At 58.4% G+C, this 22205-nt stretch carries 27 protein-coding genes and 5 pseudogenes; 18 read left to right on the plus strand and 14 right to left on the minus strand.

The annotated features are described in order from the left end of the window. Positions 1–63 precede the first annotated feature (63 nt). From LPU83_RS71190 to LPU83_RS71215, 6 genes are all read left to right on the plus strand, one after another. Positions 64–1554 carry a sugar ABC transporter ATP-binding protein gene (locus LPU83_RS71190; protein ID WP_024317616.1) on the plus strand — a complete coding sequence of 497 codons (1491 nt, stop codon included), beginning with the start codon at positions 64–66 and terminating at the stop codon, positions 1552–1554. Continuing rightward, entirely contained in the window at positions 1547–2563 is a 1017-nt protein-coding gene (locus tag LPU83_RS71195) for an ABC transporter permease (protein WP_024317617.1), read from the plus strand. Before LPU83_RS71190 ends, LPU83_RS71195 begins: the two co-directional genes overlap by 8 nt. Continuing rightward, positions 2560–3555, plus strand: a complete 996-nt coding sequence (locus tag LPU83_RS71200) for an ABC transporter permease (RefSeq protein WP_024317618.1) — start codon at positions 2560–2562, stop codon at positions 3553–3555. The genes LPU83_RS71195 and LPU83_RS71200 overlap by 4 nt, the downstream gene beginning before the upstream one ends. A gap of 2 nt (positions 3556–3557) precedes the next feature. Continuing rightward, the gene (locus LPU83_RS71205) at positions 3558–4406 is read left to right on the plus strand and encodes a sugar phosphate isomerase/epimerase family protein (RefSeq protein ID WP_024317619.1); all 849 of its coding nucleotides are present in this window, start codon (positions 3558–3560) and stop codon (positions 4404–4406) included. 60 nt (positions 4407–4466) lie between these two features. Beyond that, complete coding sequence (locus tag LPU83_RS71210) at positions 4467–5114, plus strand: nucleoside/nucleotide kinase family protein (protein ID WP_024317620.1); 648 nt, start codon at positions 4467–4469, stop codon at positions 5112–5114. Positions 5115–5215: 101 nt separating this feature from the next. Then, positions 5216–6109: a sugar phosphate isomerase/epimerase family protein gene (locus LPU83_RS71215; protein WP_024317621.1), complete on the plus strand. Its 894-nt coding sequence runs from the start codon at positions 5216–5218 to the stop codon at positions 6107–6109. A 181-nt stretch (positions 6110–6290) separates the two neighbouring features. Here LPU83_RS71215 and LPU83_RS74985 read toward each other — a convergent pair whose 3' ends face one another. Then, complete coding sequence (locus LPU83_RS74985; RefSeq protein ID WP_024317622.1) at positions 6291–6533, minus strand: hypothetical protein; 243 nt, start codon at positions 6531–6533, stop codon at positions 6291–6293. A 516-nt stretch (positions 6534–7049) separates the two neighbouring features. Here LPU83_RS74985 and LPU83_RS71225 point away from each other — a divergent pair. Continuing rightward, complete coding sequence (locus tag LPU83_RS71225) at positions 7050–7529, plus strand: BA14K family protein (RefSeq protein WP_040681002.1); 480 nt, start codon at positions 7050–7052, stop codon at positions 7527–7529. A gap of 424 nt (positions 7530–7953) precedes the next feature. Here the strand turns inward: LPU83_RS71225 and LPU83_RS71230 are convergent, their stop codons facing one another. Beyond that, positions 7954–8532, minus strand: a complete 579-nt coding sequence (locus LPU83_RS71230) for a TetR/AcrR family transcriptional regulator (RefSeq protein WP_024317623.1) — start codon at positions 8530–8532, stop codon at positions 7954–7956. 141 nt (positions 8533–8673) lie between these two features. Between LPU83_RS71230 and LPU83_RS71235 the strand changes: the two genes are divergently transcribed. From LPU83_RS71235 to LPU83_RS71260, 6 genes are all read left to right on the plus strand, one after another. Beyond that, on the plus strand, positions 8674–9309 hold the full coding sequence (locus LPU83_RS71235) for an NADPH-dependent F420 reductase (RefSeq protein ID WP_024317624.1): 636 nt from the start codon (positions 8674–8676) through the stop codon (positions 9307–9309). Positions 9310–9359: 50 nt separating this feature from the next. Further along, entirely contained in the window at positions 9360–10301 is a 942-nt protein-coding gene (locus LPU83_RS71240) for an SDR family oxidoreductase (RefSeq protein ID WP_024317625.1), read from the plus strand. Between the two features lie 105 nt (positions 10302–10406). After that, positions 10407–11027, plus strand: coding sequence for an NADPH-dependent F420 reductase (locus LPU83_RS71245; protein WP_024317626.1), 621 nt, complete (start codon positions 10407–10409; stop codon positions 11025–11027). Positions 11028–11115: 88 nt separating this feature from the next. Beyond that, positions 11116–11532, plus strand: a complete 417-nt coding sequence (locus LPU83_RS71250; RefSeq protein ID WP_024317627.1) for a nuclear transport factor 2 family protein — start codon at positions 11116–11118, stop codon at positions 11530–11532. Positions 11533–12297: 765 nt separating this feature from the next. Then, complete coding sequence (locus LPU83_RS76040; RefSeq protein WP_374046214.1) at positions 12298–12444, plus strand: transposase; 147 nt, start codon at positions 12298–12300, stop codon at positions 12442–12444. Positions 12445–13213: 769 nt separating this feature from the next. Next, positions 13214–13555, plus strand: a complete 342-nt coding sequence (locus tag LPU83_RS71260) for a hypothetical protein (protein WP_037071178.1) — start codon at positions 13214–13216, stop codon at positions 13553–13555. A gap of 418 nt (positions 13556–13973) precedes the next feature. Here the strand turns inward: LPU83_RS71260 and LPU83_RS74990 are convergent, their stop codons facing one another. Both LPU83_RS74990 and LPU83_RS71265 read right to left on the minus strand, forming a co-directional pair. Beyond that, entirely contained in the window at positions 13974–14240 is a 267-nt protein-coding gene (locus tag LPU83_RS74990; protein ID WP_024317631.1) for a hypothetical protein, read from the minus strand. A 354-nt stretch (positions 14241–14594) separates the two neighbouring features. Next, positions 14595–14876 (minus strand): DUF982 domain-containing protein, encoded by a 282-nt coding sequence (locus LPU83_RS71265; protein ID WP_024317632.1) that lies wholly within the window; start codon positions 14874–14876, stop codon positions 14595–14597. 288 nt (positions 14877–15164) lie between these two features. Between LPU83_RS71265 and LPU83_RS71270 the strand changes: the two genes are divergently transcribed. The 3 genes from LPU83_RS71270 to LPU83_RS71280 all read left to right on the plus strand — a co-directional run bounded on the left by LPU83_RS71270 (position 15165) and on the right by LPU83_RS71280 (position 17001). Next, entirely contained in the window at positions 15165–15437 is a 273-nt protein-coding gene (locus LPU83_RS71270; RefSeq protein WP_024317633.1) for a BON domain-containing protein, read from the plus strand. 129 nt (positions 15438–15566) lie between these two features. Beyond that, the gene (locus tag LPU83_RS71275) at positions 15567–15962 is read left to right on the plus strand and encodes a DUF1236 domain-containing protein (RefSeq protein WP_024317634.1); all 396 of its coding nucleotides are present in this window, start codon (positions 15567–15569) and stop codon (positions 15960–15962) included. 553 nt (positions 15963–16515) lie between these two features. Further along, the gene (locus LPU83_RS71280) at positions 16516–17001 is read left to right on the plus strand and encodes a GNAT family N-acetyltransferase (RefSeq protein WP_024317635.1); all 486 of its coding nucleotides are present in this window, start codon (positions 16516–16518) and stop codon (positions 16999–17001) included. Here LPU83_RS71280 and LPU83_RS71285 read toward each other — a convergent pair. The 5 genes and pseudogenes from LPU83_RS71285 to LPU83_RS71300 form a co-directional block, all read right to left on the minus strand. Then, positions 16986–17520: pseudogene (locus LPU83_RS71285) on the minus strand (HAD hydrolase-like protein). The gene LPU83_RS71280 and the pseudogene LPU83_RS71285 overlap by 16 nt on opposite strands. 123 nt (positions 17521–17643) lie before the next feature. Continuing rightward, entirely contained in the window at positions 17644–17877 is a 234-nt protein-coding gene (locus LPU83_RS71290) for a hypothetical protein (protein ID WP_024317637.1), read from the minus strand. 161 nt (positions 17878–18038) lie between these two features. Further along, positions 18039–18457, minus strand: a pseudogene (locus LPU83_RS74995) (Ku protein); the annotation flags it as partial. A 68-nt stretch (positions 18458–18525) separates the two neighbouring features. Beyond that, positions 18526–18903, minus strand: a complete 378-nt coding sequence (locus tag LPU83_RS71295; protein ID WP_051166733.1) for a DUF2442 domain-containing protein — start codon at positions 18901–18903, stop codon at positions 18526–18528. A gap of 11 nt (positions 18904–18914) precedes the next feature. Beyond that, positions 18915–19152: pseudogene (locus LPU83_RS71300) on the minus strand (IS66 family transposase); the annotation flags it as partial. On the opposite strand from LPU83_RS71300, the pseudogene LPU83_RS71305 reads away from it, so the two are divergent. After that, positions 19144–19347: pseudogene (locus LPU83_RS71305) on the plus strand (transposase domain-containing protein); the annotation flags it as partial. The pseudogenes LPU83_RS71300 and LPU83_RS71305 overlap by 9 nt on opposite strands. A 24-nt stretch (positions 19348–19371) precedes the next feature. Here LPU83_RS71305 and LPU83_RS71310 read toward each other — a convergent pair. The 3 genes from LPU83_RS71310 to LPU83_RS71320 all read right to left on the minus strand — a co-directional run bounded on the left by LPU83_RS71310 (position 19372) and on the right by LPU83_RS71320 (position 20895). Further along, positions 19372–19791, minus strand: a complete 420-nt coding sequence (locus tag LPU83_RS71310; protein ID WP_024317641.1) for a GNAT family N-acetyltransferase — start codon at positions 19789–19791, stop codon at positions 19372–19374. 187 nt (positions 19792–19978) lie between these two features. Then, positions 19979–20329 carry a hypothetical protein gene (locus LPU83_RS71315; RefSeq protein WP_231052104.1) on the minus strand — a complete coding sequence of 117 codons (351 nt, stop codon included), beginning with the start codon at positions 20327–20329 and terminating at the stop codon, positions 19979–19981. A gap of 353 nt (positions 20330–20682) precedes the next feature. Beyond that, positions 20683–20895, minus strand: coding sequence for a hypothetical protein (locus tag LPU83_RS71320; RefSeq protein WP_024317643.1), 213 nt, complete (start codon positions 20893–20895; stop codon positions 20683–20685). Between the two features lie 72 nt (positions 20896–20967). Between LPU83_RS71320 and LPU83_RS71325 the strand changes: the two genes are divergently transcribed. Then, positions 20968–21567, plus strand: a complete 600-nt coding sequence (locus tag LPU83_RS71325) for a c-type cytochrome (RefSeq protein WP_024317644.1) — start codon at positions 20968–20970, stop codon at positions 21565–21567. 3 nt (positions 21568–21570) lie between these two features. Here LPU83_RS71325 and LPU83_RS71330 read toward each other — a convergent pair whose 3' ends face one another. Both LPU83_RS71330 and LPU83_RS71335 read right to left on the minus strand, forming a co-directional pair. After that, positions 21571–21714, minus strand: a complete 144-nt coding sequence (locus LPU83_RS71330) for a hypothetical protein (RefSeq protein ID WP_157997410.1) — start codon at positions 21712–21714, stop codon at positions 21571–21573. Between the two features lie 301 nt (positions 21715–22015). Then, positions 22016–22201, minus strand: a pseudogene (locus tag LPU83_RS71335) (transposase domain-containing protein); the annotation flags it as partial. Positions 22202–22205 lie beyond the last annotated feature (4 nt).

Here is a 22205-nt window from a genome sequence, read left to right on the forward strand (position 1 = left end):
CCCGTAGAGACTTAGCAGCCTGCGCCGTCCGCCAACTCAGGCGGCTGATCAGGGAGATACGCTATGAGCGCCGGACCGCTCCTTTCACTCAAGAATATCAAAGTTACGTTTGGCGGCGTGCGGGCCCTGAAAGGGGTGTCGTTCGAAGTCAATCCTGGCGAGGTGCATTGCCTTGCAGGAGAAAACGGCTGCGGCAAGAGCACGCTGATCAAGGTCATCACTGGCGTCTATAAGCCGCAGGATGGCGCGGAGTTCTTCTTCGACGGTCAGCCCATCGCGGCGATGACGCCCACCCTCGCGCAATCACTGGGCATTCAGGTCATCTGGCAGGACCTCGCGCTCTTCTCAGAGATGACAGTCGCCGAAAACATCGGCTTTCAATACGCGGTCAATGGCAAGTACGGCCTCGTCGACAAGCGCGCGATTGACGACGCGGCCGAAAAGGCGCTGGCCCGCCTCGGCGTCAGTATCGATCTTCACCGGCCGTTGAAGGAGTTGCCGATCGCGCAACGTCAGATCGTCGCCATTGCACGTGCGCTGGTCGGTGAAGCCCGTCTTGTCTTCATGGATGAACCGACTGCGTCGCTGACGCAATCCGAGACCGACTACCTCATCGATATCGTCCGCAACCTGTCAGCATCCGGTGTCGCTGTCGTGTTCGTCTCACATCGCCTTGCGGAAGTGCTGCAGATCTCCGACCGGATAACTGTGCTTCGAGATGGCGCGCTGGTCGGCGTGTTTCCGGTGGAAGGCATGACACAGTCACGCGTGACTGAACTGATGACTGGCCGCAACTTTGACAACGCTATCGTCGCCACCGACCATGATCACGAACGTGTCGTGCTATCGGTGCGGGGCCTCACCCGGGCCAAAGAGTTCCAGGACATCTCATTCGATCTGCGTCGCGGCGAGACATTGGGGATCACCGGACTACTTGGAGCCGGGCGCACAGAGCTAGCGCTGACACTCTTCGGTATGCACCGTCCGCAAGCGGGCGAGATCACGATCGAAGGGGAGCGCGTTAGGTTCGGTTCCAACCGAGATGCCATTCGTGCAGGTGTCGCTTATCTGTCGGAAGATCGCCTCTCTCTCGGTCTCAACCTACCTCAGTCCATCGCTGACAACCTGGTCATGGCTTCGCTCGACAGGCTGCTGTCCGGCGGGATGATCTCGCCCAGGAAGAAGGCAAATGTCGTTCATCACTGGATTTCCGCGCTCGGCGTCAAGATTGGCAGATCGGAAGACGCCATTCGGACCCTTTCTGGCGGCAACCAGCAGCGCGTTGCGATCGCCAAATGGCTGGCCATTGGCCCCAAGATCCTCATCCTCGATGCTCCGACCGTTGGCGTCGATGTCGGTGCCCGAGCCGGCATCTTCGAGATCGTACGCAAGCTTGCGGCCCAGGGTATGGCGATCATCCTGATCTCCGACGAACCGCCGGAGGTCTACTTCAACGCCGACCGCATCATTCACATGGTGGAAGGCAAAATCCACGCGACCTACGACCCGCGACGCTTGTCGCTCACCGAACTGGAGTCTGCCGTCTATGCGTAGGCTGATCCTTGGACATACAACGGAATTCACGCTTCTGGCGGTCATGATCGTGCTTTGCATCGGACTGTCTTTTGGGACTGATCGGTTTCTTACGATCTCGAACGCGTTTGATGTGCTGAACGTCTCGGCCGTCAACATCATCTTTGCCGTAGGGCTTCTCGTCGTCCTGATTTCAGGCGGGATCGATATCTCCTTTGCCGTCGCAGCCTCGGTCGCGCAATACGTCACCGCTCTCGCGCTTGGCGCGTTGGGTGGCGGCGACTGGGCAGAAGGCTTCATCATTGCGGGAGCCGTCGGGATCGGTTTGGGCCTGATCAACGCGGCTCTGGTCTACCGCCTGCACATTATTTCGATTGTCGCGACGATCTCGACTTTCAACATCTTCTTCGGGCTCCTGATGTTCTTCACCAAGGGCGTCTCCATCTACGACCTGCCCGAATGGCTCACGACACGCGTGGTGTTCTTTGAACGTGAGATGGCCGACGGCTCCTGGATCGAGCTTACTCTGCCGGTCGTCGTCATGATCCTTTGCTGCCTCGCGACCTGGTTCATGATTTCCCGCACGACAATCGGCCGCCAGCTCTACGCGTTTGGCGACAACCCGGAGGGAGCACGCCGCTTCGGCATCAACATTGGAGCCATGCATTACATCTCGTTCGGCTGGATGGGGCTTATGGCCGGTATCGCCGGATTGATGCAGGCACACTATGCCGAAGAAGTCGTCCCGAATGCTCTTTACGGACGCGAATTGGACGTTCTGGCAGCAACGGTTCTCGGTGGCGCGCGCCTCGGTGGGGGCAAGGGTTCCGTTATCGGATGCGTCCTCGGCGTCCTGATGGTTTCGATCACCCAGAACGGGTTGAACCTCATGGGCGTCTCGCCCTTCGCATTCAAGATGATCGTCGGCGCGATCATTCTCGTCGCCATCACGCTCTCTTCCGCGCGCATCGACAAGCTTCTGCCGTTCCTCGCGAAGGGCAACGCCAGAAGAGGGAGCACACACTCATGAAAGCCATTGCTCAAAAGTTCAACGCCACCTTTGGCGCCGACATGACGGGTCCGGCCATCGCCTTCCTGGCCGTGATGGTCATCTTCGGTCTCGCAGCAAACAACTTCATCTCTTCAGCGACGTTCGGCTCGGTTGCCTTCCAGCTTCCGGAGCTGGGATTGCTCACTCTCGCGATGCTGCTTCCGCTTCTGACCGGTGGCATCAATCTCTCTGTTACCTTCACAGCAAACCTGTCCGGTCTGGCGGCAGCCTGGGTGATGCAAATCTACGGTGGTGTCGACGCGTCCCCGTCAGCCTTTCTGCTCGGTGTCCTGGCGGCTCTTGCCACCGGAGGCGCCGCGGGGCTGATGACGGGTGCTGCGATCGCCTACACGCGCGCCCATCCGATCCTCGTGACGTTGTCCATGATGATCTTCCTGCGTGGCCTTGGTGAATTTCTCACACGTGGCGGCGACGTATCCGGCTTTCCGAGCTTCATCGCGCCGATCGGACACGGACAGCTATTCGGTTTCCCGATCCCGCTGCTGATCTTCGTCATCTGCGTCGGTCTGTGGCAGCTCCTGCTGACACGCTTCAAGCTTGGCTTTGGCCTCCTGATGATCGGCTCCAATATCGAAGCAGCCCAGTACTCCGGCATGAATACCCGCCGCATTCTGGTCCTCGTCTATACGTTGTCTGGCCTGATGTGCGCAGTCGCCGGCGTGATCATGCTCGCACGCTTCAATTCGGTGCGCGTCGGACACGGAGAATCTTACCTCCTAATTACCGTACTCGCAGCATTCCTAGGCGGCATCGATCCCTTTGGTGGCTTCGGGCGAGTTCTGCCTGTCTTCGTCGCACTCATCGTGCTTCAGCTTCTGTCCTCCGGTCTCAACTTGATGGGCGCAAATCAACACCTCGCAACGGCGCTTTGGGGCGTGCTGATGATCGTCGTCATGGCGGCGAGAACCATCGTTTCAGCTTACTTCGCTTCACGCAGAAAGAAGGGATGAAGGTGCAAGGTTTCGGGATTCACGCAAGCATGTGGACGATGAGCTGGGACCGCGCTAGCGCGGAGCGGGCCATTGCCTGCGCAAGCAAATACAAGGTGGACTTTATTGAGATTCCCTTGCTCGACGCGCCAGCGGTCGATGCGAAGCATACCCGCGATCTCTTGGAGAAGCATGGGCTTCGGGCGGCCTGCTCCCTGGTGCTGCCTGAGGCCGCTTGGGCGTCGGTGCGTCCCAACGCGGCAATCGAACACCTCAAGGTGGCGATCGACAAAGCCGCGGACATGGGTGGCGAGGTTCTCACGGGCGTCATCTATGGCGGAACCAACGAGCGAACCGGCGCTCCTCCAACGCAAGCCGAATACGACAACGTCGCTCGGGCTCTTGAAGTGGCTGCCAGGCAGGCAAAATCCCGAGGCATTCAACTCGGCGTCGAAGCCGTCAACCGCTACGAGAGCCATCTGATCAATTCCGCCGAGCAAGCGGTGGCGCTGGTCGAGCGTATCGGAATGGAAAACGTGTTCGTTCATTTGGATACGTTCCATATGAACATCGAGGAGAAGGGGTCGGCCAACGGCATCCTCGCCGCCCGAGATCATCTGAAATACATGCACTTGTCCGAAAGCGACCGAGGAACACCCGGCGCGGGAAATGTCCCTTGGGACTCAATCTTTGCCGCCTTGTCCGCAATCGGCTTCAAGGGAGCTTTGACCCTGGAGAGCTTTGTCAGCATGCCGCCAGAGATGGCCGGCGACATATCGACGTGGCGTCCGGTTGCCCGCGATGAAGAGGAAGTCATGGGCAATGGTCTCTCATTCTTGCGTGGCAAGGCCGCGCAATACGCGTTGGCCTGACGTCGAACGGCGCGGCGGGGTCAACGGCTATGGCCGCCGCATATCATTGGGAGGAGCTCCTTGAGCAACATTGAAGAAAACTCGAGCGAGATCGCCAAGATCGCAGTTCAGCGCTTTGCAGCCATGTGTGGTCGCAGAGTTCTGATTGCCATTGCGGGCGCCCCGGGGTCTGGGAAATCGACCCTCGCCGAAAGAGCTGTCCAGTTGATCAACGGAGAGCATCATCTCAGGGCAGCCCTTTTTCCTATGGATGGCCACCACTACGACGACGTTGTGCTGGAGCAGATGGGACGTCTGGCATTCAAGGGCGCCATCGATACGTTCGACGCCCACGGCCTACGCCACATGCTCAAGCGCCTGAAAACCAATGACGACGACGTCATTGCCGTCCCGGTCTTTGATCGTTCGATCGAAATTGCTCGAGCTGGTGGAAGTCTGGTTCCGCAGTCAACGGAGATCATCGTCTGCGAAGGAAACTATCTGCTTGCCCGACAGTCACCATGGGACAAGCTGAAAGAGATTTTCGACTTCACGGTGTTTGTTGACGTCGGCGAAGACCAGTTGCGACAGAGGCTGCAGGATCGCTGGCGGGGCTACGGGCTCGATCCCAAGGAAATCAACCGAAAGGTTGAGGAGAACGATCTGAGGAACGGCCTTGCCATCATATCGGGCAGCGCCGAGCCCGACCTCCGCGTCGACAACAATTAATCATCCGCCCGGCGGGCCGATTGCGGTCCGCCACCGTCATTCCGACCAAAGAAGCCATCCGCGGTGGGATTCAAATGCATTGACAACGTTAGGAGCACGACATGAACAAGCTAGGTGTACACGCTTTGGTCTGGGAGAAGGGCTGGAGCCACGACGAATGTGAACATGCAATCGCAAAGACCGCCGAGGTGGGCTATGACTTCATCGAGGCTCCCGCTCTCGATCCAAGCTCCATCGATGTCGACTACACCCGTCGCGTACTTGAGAAGCACGGGATCGGGATCAATTTTTCTCTGGGTCTAGACGCTGACACGGACATTTCGAGCGGTGATATCGAGAAGGCAAAGCGTGGCAAGGCCAAGCTTGAACAGGCACTGTCTGTCGCCCGCGACCTTGGCGCGACGCATGTCTGCGGCATTCTCCATTCGGCTTTCCAGAAGAACAGCATTCCGACGACTGCTGCTGGCGTCACGATGTCCGTGGACATTCTCGCTCAGGTGGCGGAGACGGCCGCCAAGAGCAACATCGTTCTCGGCCTCGAGGTCGTCAACCGCTACGAATCCAACCTGTTGAATACAGCGTCGCAGGGCGTCGAACTCTGCAAGCGGATCGGTGCTGACAATGTGAAGGTCCATCTCGATGTTTATCATATGAACATCGAGGAATCTGACGTTCCTTCCGCTATCAAAGATACCGGTAGCTACCTCGGTTACTTCCACACGGGTGATTCACACCGCGGTTACATGGGCTCCGGCACGATCGATCTGGCAGGCGTTTTCCGCGCCATCGTCGCATCCGGCTATACCGGACCGATCACCTTCGAGAGCTTCTCGTCACGCGTCGTCGGTCAGCCGTTGGAAGGTATCCTCGGAATTTGGCGTAATCTGTGGGAGGATGGTTATGACCTGGCATCCCACGCTCTCATGTATACGCGCGCTCAATTGAAGTCTGCTCAGGAGGCGCAACGTCAGGCCGAGCGCAGCCGACTGCCATAAGGGCGACGCGGAATACAAAGCTCGACCCCCGCGACAGTGTGACCTTCACGTAGCGGCTCCGTTGACGATGGTGTCGACGTCATCGATCACCTCATCAACATCATGTCGAAGCCCGAGGTCACATCCCGTCGGGCTTTCTCGCTATCGATGATCTCTCTGCCCTCGGGCGCCAGATAGGTTTTCAAGGCTCGCACAAAACCCAGCTGCCGTTGCGGTTGCAAATCCCTGCGATTTCTCGGTCAAGATGTCCAAGGGCACACGCATCGTGATCGGGTCTGAAAGTTCTCGATCTGGCATCGTTTTTAGCTCCGTTTGTAATACAAACATCGACCGACCAGGATTCGTCAAACGAGCCGACCTTAAAAAAAAGGGCGATTTCGACATTATCGTCGATATGGCTGATGCGGGCGGCGTCCGTCAGCATCCTGCTGCCGCCTGAAAAGTACCGTCAGCACAAATCCGGGGCCCCACGACAGATATCCTCCACTACATTCAATGGCTTAATACAAAAAAGTACCGTCATGAGCCTCATGTCCCGCCGCTTCAGATCGTGGCCCAGAAACGCGGGACCACGCAGACCAGGCCGAACATCATCGGAGGTGGGCCGAAACCCGGCCTGCATGGCTGAAGCTGTAAGCGCGAGATTCGGTCTGCCAGCCGCATCGACCTGCGGCTCGCCCAAGCCATTGTGCAGCAACTTCCGTCGGGAGGGTGCCACATAAGCTAACGGTTTGGGTGCGCACGGCGCAACTTCAGCTGGCTATGGTGCCGCCGCCGTCTACCGTGACGGTCGATCCACTGAGCCGGATTCCGGATTCCGGTTCCAGCCGAATGAGCCCATTTAACGTGGCTCCGCGGTCCGACTTTCGTCACACTACGTTCACCTTTAGTTCAGCCGGAGAGGATAATACTTCCTCCATTGGAGACGAGGAGAACAGTCATGAAATGGCTAGTCGTTGTCGCGTTGGGCTTGTTCATAAGTGCTCCGGCCATCACGCCAGCTCAGGCGTTTCCGGCAGTGAACCCACCCGGGATCGAAGTGCAGAAGCGGGTAGAACCGGTGCAATGGCGTCACGGAGGGGGCGGACGCTGGAATGACCGCCACTACGGTGGTTACCACCGTCATCACGGATCGGATTGGGGGTTGGCCCTGGGTGGTTTAGCTCTCGGTACGATCATTGGTGGCGCGTTGGCACAGCCGTACTACGGTCCGTACGATGACGGGTATTATGACTCTCCCTACGGCTACGGCCGGCCTTACGGCTACTACCGGCCCTATCGCCAGTATGCACCTTCGGTCGCCTATGAAGGGGGCAGCCATGTGAGCTGGTGCTATGCGCGCTATCGGACATACAGAGCGTTCGACAATACCTACCAGCCTTATTATGGACCCCGCCGCCAATGCGATGGCCCCTATTGATTGGTTCGCGCATCAATCCCGTAAGATGCGGTCGAGAGTCTGCATATTCTTATAAATGAGCAAAGCTGTATCCATACGCGGAAGGCCGCGGAATTGGCTCGCGCGCAGGCGCACTTGCTGATGTATGGTGAGGCTGTCGCTCAGGCGATGTACTGATCCTGGTTCTTTTCGGCCTCACGGAGCCTTTTCCACGTCCACGGGAGCAGTTCGTGCAGGCGGGAGACGTAGACACATTGTCTGAACGGTGCCTTCGCGCCCTCATTGCCGTCGCTCAAAGACATTGGTCATGAGCCTGAACGCGGCCGTTACCCCATGGGGGTCGGCAGTAGGTTGGCAACGAGCTCGCCTGGGACAAAGGTTACGGAAAGGTTTTCGGTTCCAGCGAGCAGTAGCGGTCCGTCCCAATTTCGCCTGCCAATATATTTCAACCTGTCACGGTCTTGGCATCGCTGTTCGACGTAGTTGTCAAAATGGAGCTCGTAATAAGGTGAACGAGATGATCCGCTCGTGACACGAAAGAGGGTTGGTCGACCGCCCAGCCGAGAGCCGTCATTAGGGCGAACAGGTCGTCCCCGTTCATGTCTGCGCGCGCCTTACCTTCGGCCTGAGCACGAAGGAGTAGTCGAGCACTCGCTGAGTGTATTGCCGCACAAGAAGCATAAAGGGCGGAAGCCGGGTTCGTGTGAGCTGCAGCCATCATAGCGACAACGCCCTGATAAGTCTGAGCGAATCCGACCCATCCGCGAACCCAAGACTCAAGCGCTTCACCGGGCGAATTCGACGTTTCGAGTTCGGCTGCCTTCTGCGTCAGTGCGTCCAGGTTCGTGCACAGCAGCGCCTCGAACAACGCCTCTCGCGTCGGGAAATGGCGAAGCAGTGTGGCCAGCCCGACCTCGGCCCGGCGGGCGATATCGCGCATGGACGCATCGGAACCATGCTCCGTAACGACGCCACGCGCGACCTCGAGGATGTGGTCATAATTCTTTTTTGCGTCGGCTCGCATGTGACACCTTGTTAAAGGGATCAGTGACCCATATATGTGGACCACTGATCCACATTATAATTCGGATCGGTGATCCATATATAAAGTGTGTCTGGGAGCAAGGCAACAGAACCGCCGGGCAAACCTGCAAGGAACATGAACATGAGCACAATAAGCATCATCGGATCGGGAGACATGGCCGCAGCGATCGGCGGGCTAGCCGCCAAGGCCGGACACACCGTTGAGGTGATTCGCCGCGATCCCGTCAAGGGGCAGGCGTTGGCGGGCCGGATCGGAGGTAGCGCGACGACCGGCTCGTTCGGTGCCGCGCCCGCCGGGGACATCGTTATCCTGGCGGCCCCCTACGCGGTCGTTCTCGAAGTCGTGAAGCTTTACGGCGCGGGGTTGGCAGGCAAGCTCATCATCGACATCACCAACCCTGTCGCCTCCGACCTCAAGAGCTTCGTGACCCCGCAAGACAGCTTCGGCGCGCAGGAGATCGCCAAGGCTGCCTCCGCCGATGCCCATGTCGTCAAGGCGTTCAACACCCACTTCTCCCACGTCCTGGCCGCCGGTTCGCTCGAGGGCCGACCCTTGGACCTATTCATCGCCGGAGACGACGAGCAGGCGAAAGCTCGGGTCTCGGCGTTCGTCGAGGGCCTCGGACTGCGTCCGATGGATACCGGGCCATTGGCGATGGCGCGAACGCTAGAGCACGCCTGCCTGCTGTCGCTCGGCCTTATCGCTCACTCCATCAAACACGCCAACTTTGCAATCGGCGTCAGCCTTCCCGGCTGAACAGCACGTAAACCCCCTGCCACATCACATCAATCACAAGGAACAATGACATGCACGTTTTCGTAACTGGTGGAACCGGCCATATCGGTCCGTACATCATAGGTGATCTCATCGCTGCAGGACACGAGGTCACGGCGCTGGCCCGGTCGGACAAGTCCGCGGCGGAAGTCTTAGAACTCGGCGCGAAGGTGCGTCGCGGTGACCTCGAGGACCTCGACGGTCTTCGGGCGGCGGCGGCTGAGGCCGACGGTGTCATCCACGTCGCGCACAGACAGGACCTGCTGCCCTCCGGCGGAATCGACGCCGTGGCCGCCGCAGAAGTCCAGATCATGCTCGCCTACGGTGATGGGCTGGCGGGCACCGGAAAGCCGCTGGTCGTATCCGGGAGCATCGGCTCGCCCGGTTGGGAGAAACTGGGCCGTCCGGCAACCGAGGAAGACCCCGCCCTCCCTGGTGGCGATGCGTACAAGGGCACTCTCCGGGTTCGCAACATCGTGGAAACCACGGTCATCGACCTTGCAAAGCGAGGCGTACGCTCTTCGGTCGTGCGGATTCCTACCATCGTGCACAGCACGACCGATGGTGCCGGCTTTTTCCCGCTGCTGAGCGGGCTCGCGAAGGAGAAGGGCGTCATCGGTTATCCCGGAGACGGGACGAACGTGTGGCCAGCCATTCACAGCCGCGATCTTGCCTCCCTGTTTCGCCTGGCACTGGAGAAGGGACCTGCGGGCAAATCCTGGCACGGGATCGCCGACGAAGGTATTGCGTTCCGTAAGATTGCTGAGGCCATCGGCAGCCGTCTCGGCCTGCCAGCCGTGAGCATACCCGCGGATGTCCTGATGTTGCCGGGATACTTCGGGTTCCTCGCGAACCTGGTCACGCTTGACCTTCCGGCGACCAGCCACATCACCCGGCAGACCCTCGGTTGGCAGCCTACGCAGGCGGGCCTCCTCGAGGACATCGACAACGGCCAATACTTTCCGGCCAGCTAAGACTTTCACGTGCGCCGAGCCGATGGCTCGGCGCACGTGAGGCAATCGTCCGGGCTGTCCCGCTTCGAGGCCAACAGCAACCCACGACTCAATAGGAGACTGCACATGAGCGCTATCAGCATCATCGGCTCTGGAAAGATGGCCGCGGCGATAGGCGGCCGTATCGCCAAAGCTGGACACACCGTCGAGGTGGCGAGCCGCGACCCTGCCAAGGCGCGCGCGCTGGCCGACCAACTCGCACACGGAGCCACGACAGGGACATACGGCTCCGTCCCTACCGGGGAGATCGTCATCCTCGCCGTGCCTTATGAGCATGCGGCAGCCGCCGTGGCCGACTACGGGAACGCGCTCGACAGCAAGGTGATCATCGACATCACCAACCCCGTCGCTCCCGATCTCTCGGGGCTCGTCACCCCCAACGGCAGTTCCGGCGCGCAGGAGACAGCGAAGAGCCTCCCCGCCAACGCCCATATCGTGAAGGCCTTCAACACCATCTTCGGACATGTCCTTGCGAAAGGCGGACGTCTCGATGCATTCATCGCGGCCGACGATGCGGACGCCAAGACACGCGTCTCGACCTTTCTCGAAAGCCTCGACCTTCGTCCGCTCGACATCGGCGGTCTGCATATGGCCCAAACGCTCGAGTCGCTCGGCCTGATGATGATTGGTCTGGCCAAAAACGGGGCTGACACCTGGGACTTTGCCCTGAACGTGGACATCGGTTGAGCCGCCGAGACCACGTTCCCACTGACGTATTCACAGCGTGTTCGGTAACTCGGACACGCGGTGATCAAAGAACGATGGAGAGATTTCGATGAGCATCGAAAAGAATATCCAGACCGTGAGGGACTTTTTCGCGGCGATGGGCCGCGGTGACAAGGAGCGTCTGCTGGCTTTATCTGCGGAAGATATCGAGTGGATCATTCCGGGCGAAAACTGGCCGCTGGCTGGAACGCACCGCGGGCACCCCGGACTGGAAGATTTGCTTCAGAAGGCTTCGGAGGCGATGGAAACTTCGTTTACGAAGCCTCCAGAATTCGTGGCGCAGGGAGACAGGGTTATGGTCATCGGCGTCGCCACCGGGAAGGTCAAAGCCACGAACAAACCGTGGGAGGACAACTGGGTCTTTGCAATTACTGTCCGGAACGGCAAACTGACGCACATTCGGGAGTACGTCGATACACAGGCGCTGGCACGGGCATCCGAGTTGGACGCCCGTGTCAAGTATTGACCCATCGACACGGCCTACAAAAAGCGCTCACATCGGCGATGGAACGTGGACGTTGGGGCCCGACCCGAATGACAGGTTCCGGGACGTCGAGTTGATAGGATGAACGACAAAGTGGCCAGAGTTCCCTTTGCTTTCCTCGTCGACGAAGGACAGCTTTTCCCCTTTCAATGTCCGAAAGCCGCTGGGCTGAAGTCGGCCCAAATCGGTCAACGCCGCGTATCGCCGCGCCGCGATTCCGGCCCTTGGGGCGCGTTGTTTTGGCAAGGGTCCGCCAGTGTCAGCACTTCGAGAGTCTTCGGAAGGTATCTGAGAGAGAGATAGCCATCCATGGGAGTATCGCCATCGAGACAACGGGTTGACTGCAAAGACCACTAGCGGTCGGTCATCAAGAAAGTTGACTTGCTATCGACGCTCTGCTTTTGGTTGCAAATCACACACTGCTGAGTGCTGCTTATGCTTGTCCTATACTTATTTGTGCCCGCAGCTGCGCTTGTGTTTTTTTCGATGGCAATCGCCTCGGTTCCAAAGGAGGCATTTTCAGCCGCGAAGGCCTTTCCTCCGCTTCGTGTTCCCGTTCAAAGTCCTCATGTATATTTGGCGAGGCTTCCTCTGGTAGCTATCCGGGCAATGGCCGCTTCGGGTCTGCCAAATCCCTGATTGCGAATCGCGGTTATGACAGCGCGCCATTCCGCGAGGTTTGCGGAACAAAGGCATCGAGCCTTGCATCCCGTAGAGCCAAGTCGGAAAGTCCGATATCCCTACGACATGGCACTCTATCGCCAGCGCCACAAGGTCGAGAATCGCTTCGCCAAGCTCAAAGACTGGCGGCGCATTGCAACCCGGTACGACCGATGCGCGCATACCTTCTTCTCGGCGATCTGCGTCGCCGCAACCGTCATCTTCTGGCTTTAATCAATGGGTCCTGAGCCTAGCGCCGGAAAGTCTCGGCTGGAACTCGCTAGAAGCGGTCACGAGCGCACGCCGCGTCGTCAGACTGAAGTCCCACGGGATGCCCACTCACTCGACTCCAAGCAGGTTGGGGAGGAAACCATGCGGGGGCGTCTTTCAGGGCTTTGAGCATGAGCAAGCACCTGTTTCGATATCAAGTGCCGAAAGCCGATCACGGGTTCTATTCGGTTGTCGACGTCGCGACAGGCGTTCCCGCTGAAGTCGGCGCGACATCAATCCAATTAACGCAGTTTGAGGCTGAACGGCTCCTCGCGTCACTCCGGGCTCAGGCGGGAGATTGGGTTAAATCGGAAGAGCTTCCTATCGCGAGCCACTAGAACCCGTTGCGTAGCAGGCCTGTCATCAGCGTCACAATTCCTTCATGCCGACGAACCATATTGCTATCCGAGGGCCGTTGGTTCCTCTTCTCTCCCTATTTTCCCCGTACTTGGCCCACACCTCTCGTGGGCCTTTTCTGCGCCGAAACGGTAGCAAAAACCACCTATGTAATTTCTTGCTTGGGACAAACCACTGTGAAAGTGGGAAAATGCGCGCATATTTAACCCAACGATGTTGTAAGCCGCAGGAGAGGTCACCGCTGTGGATCGAAAGCTTGCAGCCATCCTTTCCGCCGATGTTGCCGGCTTCAGCCGCCTTACGGCGCTGGACGAGGAGAGCACGGTTCGTGCACTTAACTTGTGCCACAGTCGGATCGCCGAATTGGTGCGCGAGCATGGCGGTCGTATCTTCGGCAGCGCAGGTGACGGCCTTGTCGCGGAGTTCCCAAGTGCTGTTCAGGCCGTCCGGTGCTCGGTTGAAATACAGCGCCGTTGCCATCGCCCGTGAGGTAATCAACAAACATCCAGAGGTGACCTGGCCCTATCGAATGATGACTGCCTGGTCGGCAATGAGTGGCGACCTGAAGACGGCTCAATGGGCCGCGAAGAAGCTATTGGCAGCCGAGCCAGGCTTTACGATCGAGCGCTATCTGTCGCGGCCCGTGTTTCAAGGGGTACCGCAATGGGCAGATCAGACGGCCAAGGGCTTGCGGCAAGCAGGATTGCCCGAACACTGACTGCAGTTCAGAGACTTTGATTAAGGATAAGCAAGGTCCGCTGTCGGCCGCGGAGGCGCTTTTCGGAGGTATGCAGCATTTTATGGTCTTTGCTATCTTGCCGGAAAGTCGCCGGCGATGATTGCATCGCGACAGCTTAAAGCCAGACCAGAGCCGGTCATCGAGCCGCCCCCTCCCAGAAAGACCGGCGAACATCGTCTTGAGGAACTGTCAGGTTACGGGGCTGCCAAGGAATGGGGCCTTCAGCTCACCGCAGCAGTTTGTCCGAATCCGGGATGACGGCGGAACCCTCTTCCTGATCGATCATGGTACTCGCCCATGTCTATCTCGTTCAAGCAGCGGGACCAAAAATCCGACGGGCTCGGCCTCGGTCCGTATATTGTGTCTAAGATCGCAAAAGGCCCAGGATTCTACTGACTTACTCGCGAACCTCAAGCCGGTCGCCGTATTTCAAGGCAAGCCGCCGACACTCGTCGCAGTCAAGCGTTATACCTTCCAACTCTATTGTCGCACTTGCGGTGCTACAAACGGAGGCATCGAGCCTCGCGACGTGCAGGATCGCGTTGCCAAGCAGCAACTTGCATGGAGCAGTCTCAACTTCGGGCCCGCTGACGCTATGCGCAACGATGCCTCGCACGGTAGCGAGCCAATTGCGCTTTCGGAAGATGCTCCTGTCCTCAACCATCAATCCCACCGCGGTCTGGGTTTCTCCGAGGAAACCCCTTCGAAAATCGATTGTTCCGCAAGAACCGCCTCGTCGCGGGCTGCCCAGACCTAAGTCCCAAACCAGAATTTTCTTAACGTTCGCAGATTTCTTCACGAAGGTAAGTAAAAGGATGATCGCTATGCATTTCGGCACAGACTCTTCCGCGGACGAAGACTAGACGCAGCGATGTCCGCCGAGCCTGATCTCGATATCTCGATGCTGGGTCGTGTGGTGTTGCTATATCCAGCGCCTAAGATCGCGAGGCCGGACCCAACTGGCAGCTGGGGGTCCATGCCAGGATCAAGGACGAACCGACTGCTGCGAGCTTAGTTCTCAGTGAATGACACCGATCACGAGTATGCCTGCCTCTTCCGCGGCTCGAACGAGGGCAGCACGCGCATCCTTGACCGAAACGTCACCGTAAAGAGCATCCAGGCAAGTCTTTACGGCGATCATGTATTCCTCACCGTCATCAGAGGGCCAGGCGAGGATCAGCGCCTCTGCCATATCGCGGAGCGATTTGACGAGCCTGTTCTCTTTCTGTCCGCTCATAACAAGCATCAGAGGAGCGAACTCTTCGCTTCTGTGCCGTTTCATTACACCGACCCTTTGCATGGCTAAGTAATTCATTAACCGTGCAAGAACCGTTCCTGACAGCAACGTCGCTCGGCCGCCCGACGCGGGTCGGAAATTGGTGGCTTCATCACGGAGGTCTAGGCGGCGGTCTCGCAACGACTAAGCCTTCCCTGTGTCCTTTTCGAATAAGGAGGAGGTCGATTTAAGCCAGATGACAACGGGGGGAAGTCGGACCTAAGTCTGACTGGCAGCTTCTGGGGCGCTATTCATATTAGAAGTATGGAAACCACGATGTTCCGAGGAGGGCGGAACGGGAGGAGTGAAACTATGAAGTTCGGTTCTGACAACTTCAGCCACGAACAGTGCTGTTCGCAAGGCCACAGTTCTGCATCGACCATCGCGACGATCCAATCCGCGCTCTCAGCTGACCCAGACATCGATAGCAATGCCATTACGATCCATATGCTTGGCCCGGTCGTCCTACTCGAGGGCTATATCACGAACGCCGCTGACCGTGACAAGGCGATCTCTATTGCCGCGATGATCGTCGGCTTCGAGAACGTCCAGGACCGGATGTTGAGCCGTTTTCCGACCCAATAGTCTACCTTGGTTGCGGGGGATAGGACTAAGGTCCTGCGGCCCCCGGACTAAAGTCCTGCCTTGGGAACAGTCGCTCCATCAGACGGTTTGTCTGCAGCGGACAAACCGCGCCAAAATGGAGGAAAACCAATGAATATCAAATCAATAGGAATCGCGGCAAGTATCCTGCTGGCATCAACCTCTGCCTTTGCGCAGTCGTCGACCGTAACAGGTGCAGCAGGTGGTGCGGCAACCGGTGCTATCGTCGGTGGCCCTGCTGGTGCTGCTGTCGGAGGCATCGTCGGCGGCGTTGCAGGCAGCCTCCTTGAGCCGCCGCCGCCAAAGGTGGTGACCTATGTTCAGCAGGTTCCAACTCCGAGCGAACGCGTCGTGGTGAAGGAAAAGATTGTCGTCGGACAGCCGCTACCGACGACCGTGGTCGTGACGCCAGTTCCCTATGAACCGAAGTATGCGTACGCAATTGTCAACGAACAGCGTGTGATCGTCGAACCTTCCTCCCGGAAGGTCATCCAGGTCGTCCAGTGACGGACGGGCGGCTCCAGCCGCCCCTTTCCAACAATGAGGGCAACAAGCGTACGATCCCTCGACTTGTCCACGGTCCAGGTCAGGCAAGCTGAGTGCGCTTCGGCATGCTCGCTCGCATTCCTGGGAGGCGCAAGTCGTCTCGCCGAGCCGGGTTCGGTCGGGGTGCATAAGTCATCGTTCGGTGACACGGAGGGCCTACACGTCGCGGACGCCGTCTCGGCCATGCAGCAGACAACCGCCGAAATTATCGGTTTGCGACCTATGAATTCCCCGTCATTCGGGCTGAGCAGGTCGATACCGCCTTTGACGTTGCCGATCCGGAAACAGTTTGCCGCCATATCACTGATGGGTCGCTCTTCTCTCAGTTCGAGAAGCCGATTTGTGCGACAGCTTAGGTTGGATCGCCATCTAGACTTGACGTCGCAACTCTTAACGAGCGGAGTTGAGGCAATGACCAATGACCGCCATCATAGCGCTGGTGGACGTCCAATGACCGCTTGGGTCGACGGGCGACGAGCTTCTTGAAGGTTGCAATGGGTGCCGACGATGGACGATGTTTTTCCATCAGGGGACCATTGTGCCCCTCGCTAAAATCGAATTTTTTGCGAACCCGCAGGTCACGTCGATGATTTCAAAGCGCCCGGCCACCGAAGCTGACAAGCCTTTTCTCGTATGGCTCGAAGAGGCTTGTATGCGTGAATACGCTGTTGCGCTCTGGGGCTCGTGGCCATCGGGTTTGAGCGTGCGGGATTCCATTGACTGCTGCCAGATCATCATCGATGGCGGTCATGATGTCGGATGCGTCACCGTTGAGAAGCATAGTGATCACCTATGGCTCGACGAACTGTTTATCGAGCCGAAATCTCAGCGGCGAGGAATTGGTTCGACAGTCCTGTGGGGTGTCATAGCGGATGCTGCGACTCTTGCAGTTCCGCTTCGCTTGAGCGTCCTGACCACTAATCCCGCGCTGGATTTCTACCTGCGACATGGCTTCCAAATTCATCAAGAAACGACTGAGAGGCGCTATCTTGTGAGGTGAGGATGGCTAATTGCAACTCGCTCACCCACCCCAATGGCGGCTATGCTTCCATTGAGAAGGGTGGCGCATGCGTCCACCAAGTCATCGAAATGACGCAGCAAGATGTCGGGCGCGAGTTCGACAGCCGGAATTTCGGTGTAGCCGAAGAAAACCAGGATTAGCGGTGTACCAGCGGCACGCGCCTCGGCGTCGGTGTCCGCATCACCAACCATAATAGTGTGGGCCAGATCGCCGCCTATTGCCTTCACAGCTTCGATTAGGTGAGCGGCGTTCGGCTTGGCCGCTGTGAGCGGCGCGGGCGGCTGGGTCTTGCTCGCCGGCAATCTCAAGGCCCCATTGTAGCAACCAACGGGCACCACGGCTGATGAAGGGCCGACCCTGATTGTAGGCCAAGGGTTGGAAGCCCTCTGCGACGAGGATTACATTCACTGCCCGGATCAGGTCAGGGGCTGACTCAACTAGGGTTCCGTCAAGGTCGAATGCGATGGTCGAACCGCTAAGGGCGGTGAGGGCGGTCACAGTATAGGTCCTCTCCGGGCCAATGAATACGGCGTAGCCTAGCGGCCGCGAGCTGATTTCCTACAGGACGATCGCGACATGATGCTAGGGGAGCCGAAGACTTCTTCTCCGTTCAGGGCGCGGCTAGGCAGCTTTCGGCCTGTATGGAGGATTGGCTGCCACGAGAATGCGAGCGCTTTTGACGTTGGTATTCGTCACCAACATGAGCAACAGGCCGAGCGCAACGGCTGGGGGAACCTCCAGATCGCCGGAGGCCAACGCCTGATGCGTTGCCTGATCGATTTCGAATAGCTTTTCAATATCTGCGGTACTCAAACCTGTGACGGCAACCGCAGCCTTGTACTCCGAGGCTCTCATGCTCAGTCCAATCGATTCGTAGTGTGTTTGCAGAGGTTGAACCTTAGACTCGCCTAATGTGTTCGGTATCGATCTAGCGACATTGAGTATCCCGTCAGCGGCGTTCACGGCGATGTCACGGATGGGAAGACGTTCTTTCTCATTTGCCAGGGGCAGGATGGCCGCCGAATGGCGCCGACCTTCGCTTTCTTCATTCCGTCCCGGAGAAGTGTGAACGCGTCCGATCCGCTCGGGGTCAAGTAGTAAGGCGTGTCAAAATAGACGTCGTCTATCTCAGGGCGGGCCTCAATCTCGAGCGTCTTGTTGTTTTGGGGAATCGCAGCCGCGATCTCTTCCGGATCAATCATGATGTAACGACCGACGTCGATCTCGAACCCCTCTCTGTCTGCTCTTCTTTCGGAACCGGGTCTTCGGTCTCTCTGTCGACGAAAATGCGATTCCCCGGTTGCCCGTCGCTTTGTTGACAGTGTTGAAGGTGATGCGTTCAGAGGTAGAGGCAGCCGTGCAGAGGGCCACTCCCGCGGCTGGCCTCTCCAACTTTCAGAACGCCCTTCCACTGGGCACGGTGTCCTGACGCCATGGTAAACTGCCACCAGCGAAAAATTGCCTACCTGCTGGGCCGCCTGAAAAGGTGGCCTTGAGGAGCGACTACGCGGCTGCATTCTTCTTGGGACGACCGCCCTTTAAGCCATTGAGTCTCGATGAAGTGGCCTTCGCGCCGGACTTTGCCTTCCCACCAGCAGACCCCAATTGCGCCGCCATCCACTTTCTGGAGCCCAATATTCCGTCCATCAGAGCTGGAACACAGAGATCGGCATCGATATCCGGCCAGTGAAGCCCAAGGCCCTTGGCCTCGACAACGACGTTGTTCAATTGCGAAGCGTTAGCACCTTGCAACCCTTGCAGTTTCTCGACGGGAAAACCGAGGAAAGAACCGTTGTTAAGCACCACAACGATGGCATCATGATCAGCGTCGTAGCGGGCTGACGTGGCGTATGGCCCCATCTGCGACTTCATTCCGCTCATGTTGGCTGCGTCAGTTCGCCGATCCGCTTCATGCCTTCTAGGCAATCGGTGCCGAACCGTTAGCTTGCGCCGAGCATGCGCCCAACAATAGGCTAGTCGGACGTCGGGACAGACACGATCCGGTGTGATCAGCCGATTATATCCGGTATGGCCGTCCACCTGAAGGACACCCGTGAACCCTTGTAATATCCGCTCGGCATGCTGGCCGCTTCGACTGGGGGCATAGGTAAAGGCGACGCCAGGCGGAGCGCTCTCTTCGCCGGTCACGACGCCGGGGCCGAGAACTGGGCGACCATTGCCTCGCTGATAGAAACCTGCAAGCTCAATGCCGTCGATCCGTTTGCGTACCTGTCCGCCACGCTCACCCGCCTCGTCAATGGCCATAAGCAGAGCTGGATCGACGAGCTAATGCCGTGGAAGTACCCGGAGCGAACACACGGCTGAAGTCCGCTGCCGGCCCATAAGCGGTCATTTCAAAAGCTTTGCCATAAGAGGATTAGGCCGGTGTGCATCGACAATTTCCCAGCCAATTTTGTAATAGAAACCCACTGCGTCGGGCGCTGCGTGGGCTTCTAGTCTCACTGCCTCGTGAGCCATGGCTAGTCTCTCGACGCCGTTCATCATGGCTCGGCCGATACCTTGCCGCTGGCGCTCCGCAACGATTGCAACCGCGCGAACCACCCCATTCCCGTTCCCAGTGAGATCAAGACGGACGGCACCGACGCACTCATTGCCATCGACAAAAATCAGCGGAAGATGCTCCGGCTCTCTGTCGTCAGGATGGTGATCGTCGTATCCAGACAATCCGCGCAGATCGAACAGCACATGCCGTCGAATCTGATGATACGCCTCCCATTCAGATTGGCTCGATACCCGTACCAGCTTCAAATCAGCAGCCTCTCGCAGTGGAACGATTATAGGGGCGGTCCATCGGGGCGCAATGACTGCAATTGGCGCATTTTTGCCATCTCTGTCACAGCGGTATTATTCGAAACGGCAATACGCGCATGGTTAAGGTGCGAGGCAAACAGCGCTAACATCGGGCGTCATGGTCGGTCAGGACCCTTGCCCGTCGTCACGGCTTGGTTGGGCAGCCACTTGCCAGGTGAGATATCTGGTCTCGCGCCCCCGTAAGTTCAAAGCCGGTGCTGTATTCCACCACATCGGCCTCGACGGCGTACATAGTGGCGAAATCAGCGCCAGATGTAAGGGCGGCTAGCAGCTTCGGATGCTTTGAAAGAACAATCGTTCGCCGATCGGGACTGTTCCCGTCGAGACGGATCGTCTCTTTGTACCTCCCAATCTCGAAGCGCGCCGATCGCAGGCCCATCTCACCAACAGTGGCATCGCCAATCTCGAAGATGAGACCGTTCTTGGCATCGCACCGGACCATGTAACAAGCCTCGATGTCGGTCGCATCAACCATTGAGCATGTTCCGACCGCTCCGGCATGCGAACCGGTTAGCTTAACCCATGGAGCGGGCGGCTCGACTTCCTGCGTGAGCGCAGGCGATGCCGCAAGGCACGCGCCAAACACACACGCTGCCACGCCAACCACGCCTGCGACTGCCGGTCTGCTGAACCTCATCCTATCCTCGTTTTTCTACGACGTTGCGAGCCCGATAGCGTCTCGACATGGACGGGCTTGTCAAGGTCGATTGACAGGTGACGCAGACCAGCGGGCGGATGGCGCTTGTGATCGCATCACTTGCTCTGAAAATCCGGTCGGCCGATCGCAATGTTCGAACTGAAATTCAGATGGATACCGACGGCTTTTGCCTAGCCATTGACGAAATAGTACCCATCTATCTTCTTCTCCCGGACGGTGCCGAACAAGTTGCTGGTCGCCAGGGGAGCCTCAAGCTCAGGGTCGTGTTCCCAGACTTCGTCGATCAGGCACCAGTCCAGATGCAGGAAGTCGCCGTCCTTCGAAACGAGAACCCCAACGCCCCAGCCATAGTCGGATGGAGGCGACGGGCGTTTGCTCGCCAATGGTTGCATCTCCTGATAGGATCATAAGATCAGCTTCACACTTCAGCTTAAGCCCCGATCTGGAGGCCTCGAATGCCCTGCAGCAACGCGCTCGCTCCGTTCGTCATCGCCGCTCTCGTGGCCCTCGGTCCGCTGCCGGCTGGAGCGCAGAACAATGCTGCGCCACCGCCGCCGGCGATCTCCCACAAGGTCAAGCTTTGCCAGATGTGTCACGGTGCGAATGGTCTGCCGATTGTTAAGAAGGTGCCGATCATCGCCGGCCAGCACGAGTCCAATTTGCTGATAGTTTTGCAGGAATATCGCAATGGAGAGCGCACCAGCGACCTCATGGGCCCGATCGCGAAGAATCTTTCCGGCGACGACATGAAGGCGCTTGCGGCTTACTTCTCCGCACTGCCCTGGCCCGCCTACCGCGAGCCGGCCGACGCAGCGAGCATTACCCGCTTCCAAGCGCTCGACGTCGAGAAGAAGTGCACCTCGTGCCACCGGGAGGGTTTCGTCGGATTCGCCAAAACCCCGCGCGTCGCAAATCAGAAGCTGGATTACCTGATCAAAACCCTCTCCGACTTTCACGATAACAAGCGCCCGAACATGCCCCGCATGACGGCCTTGGTGCGCAATTTTTCGGCCGACGACATCGCTGCCATGGCTCACTATCTTGCCGGCCTCTGACGATCAGTTCGGGGTCTGCGATGCACCGAATAGGGCCGCCGAAATAGCGATCACTGCGTTACGGCGATTGGCACCTCTTTGCCCACGAACATCGAGATACTGGCCATGGGCAGCGAGCGTGATCTCGACCTTGCGCTGAATGCCCATCGCATCCTCGAACATATAGATGATTGCGGGCTTCTCCGGCGAAACTAACGCGATACGGCGCCGACAAGCAGATGCTCGGCCTGCGCTAGCCTGGATGGCAGGGACGGCGGCGATGCACGTCGAAAGAGCTGCCGTCCTCGGAAGGACCTCGGATCTCAAAGGGCGACGGTTTGGTTGGACGAATCCAATCAATCGGTCGCCCGGAGATTATTTGGCTGGACGCGAGTAAGCGCGATTTTCGATGCGTATTGACGCCTGTTCCACACCGAACGGCGGATAGCATCGGTCGCGGTATCCGGCTCTATTCGGTCGTGGAGGTCTTGGAGAAGTTGAACGGGAGCAGGTCGCCGATGTCGGCATTCTCTTCGCGCTGTGGCAACTCGGTGAGTACGTGGCGCAGCCAGATCAGAGGGTCGACGCCACAGGCGCGGCGTGTCAGCATCAGACTGTAAATCACAGCACTGGCCTTGGCTCCGTCAGCAGTGTCGATT

Source organism: Rhizobium favelukesii (assembly GCF_000577275.2).
In the GTDB taxonomy this organism is placed as follows: Bacteria; Pseudomonadota; Alphaproteobacteria; order Rhizobiales; family Rhizobiaceae; genus Rhizobium; species Rhizobium favelukesii.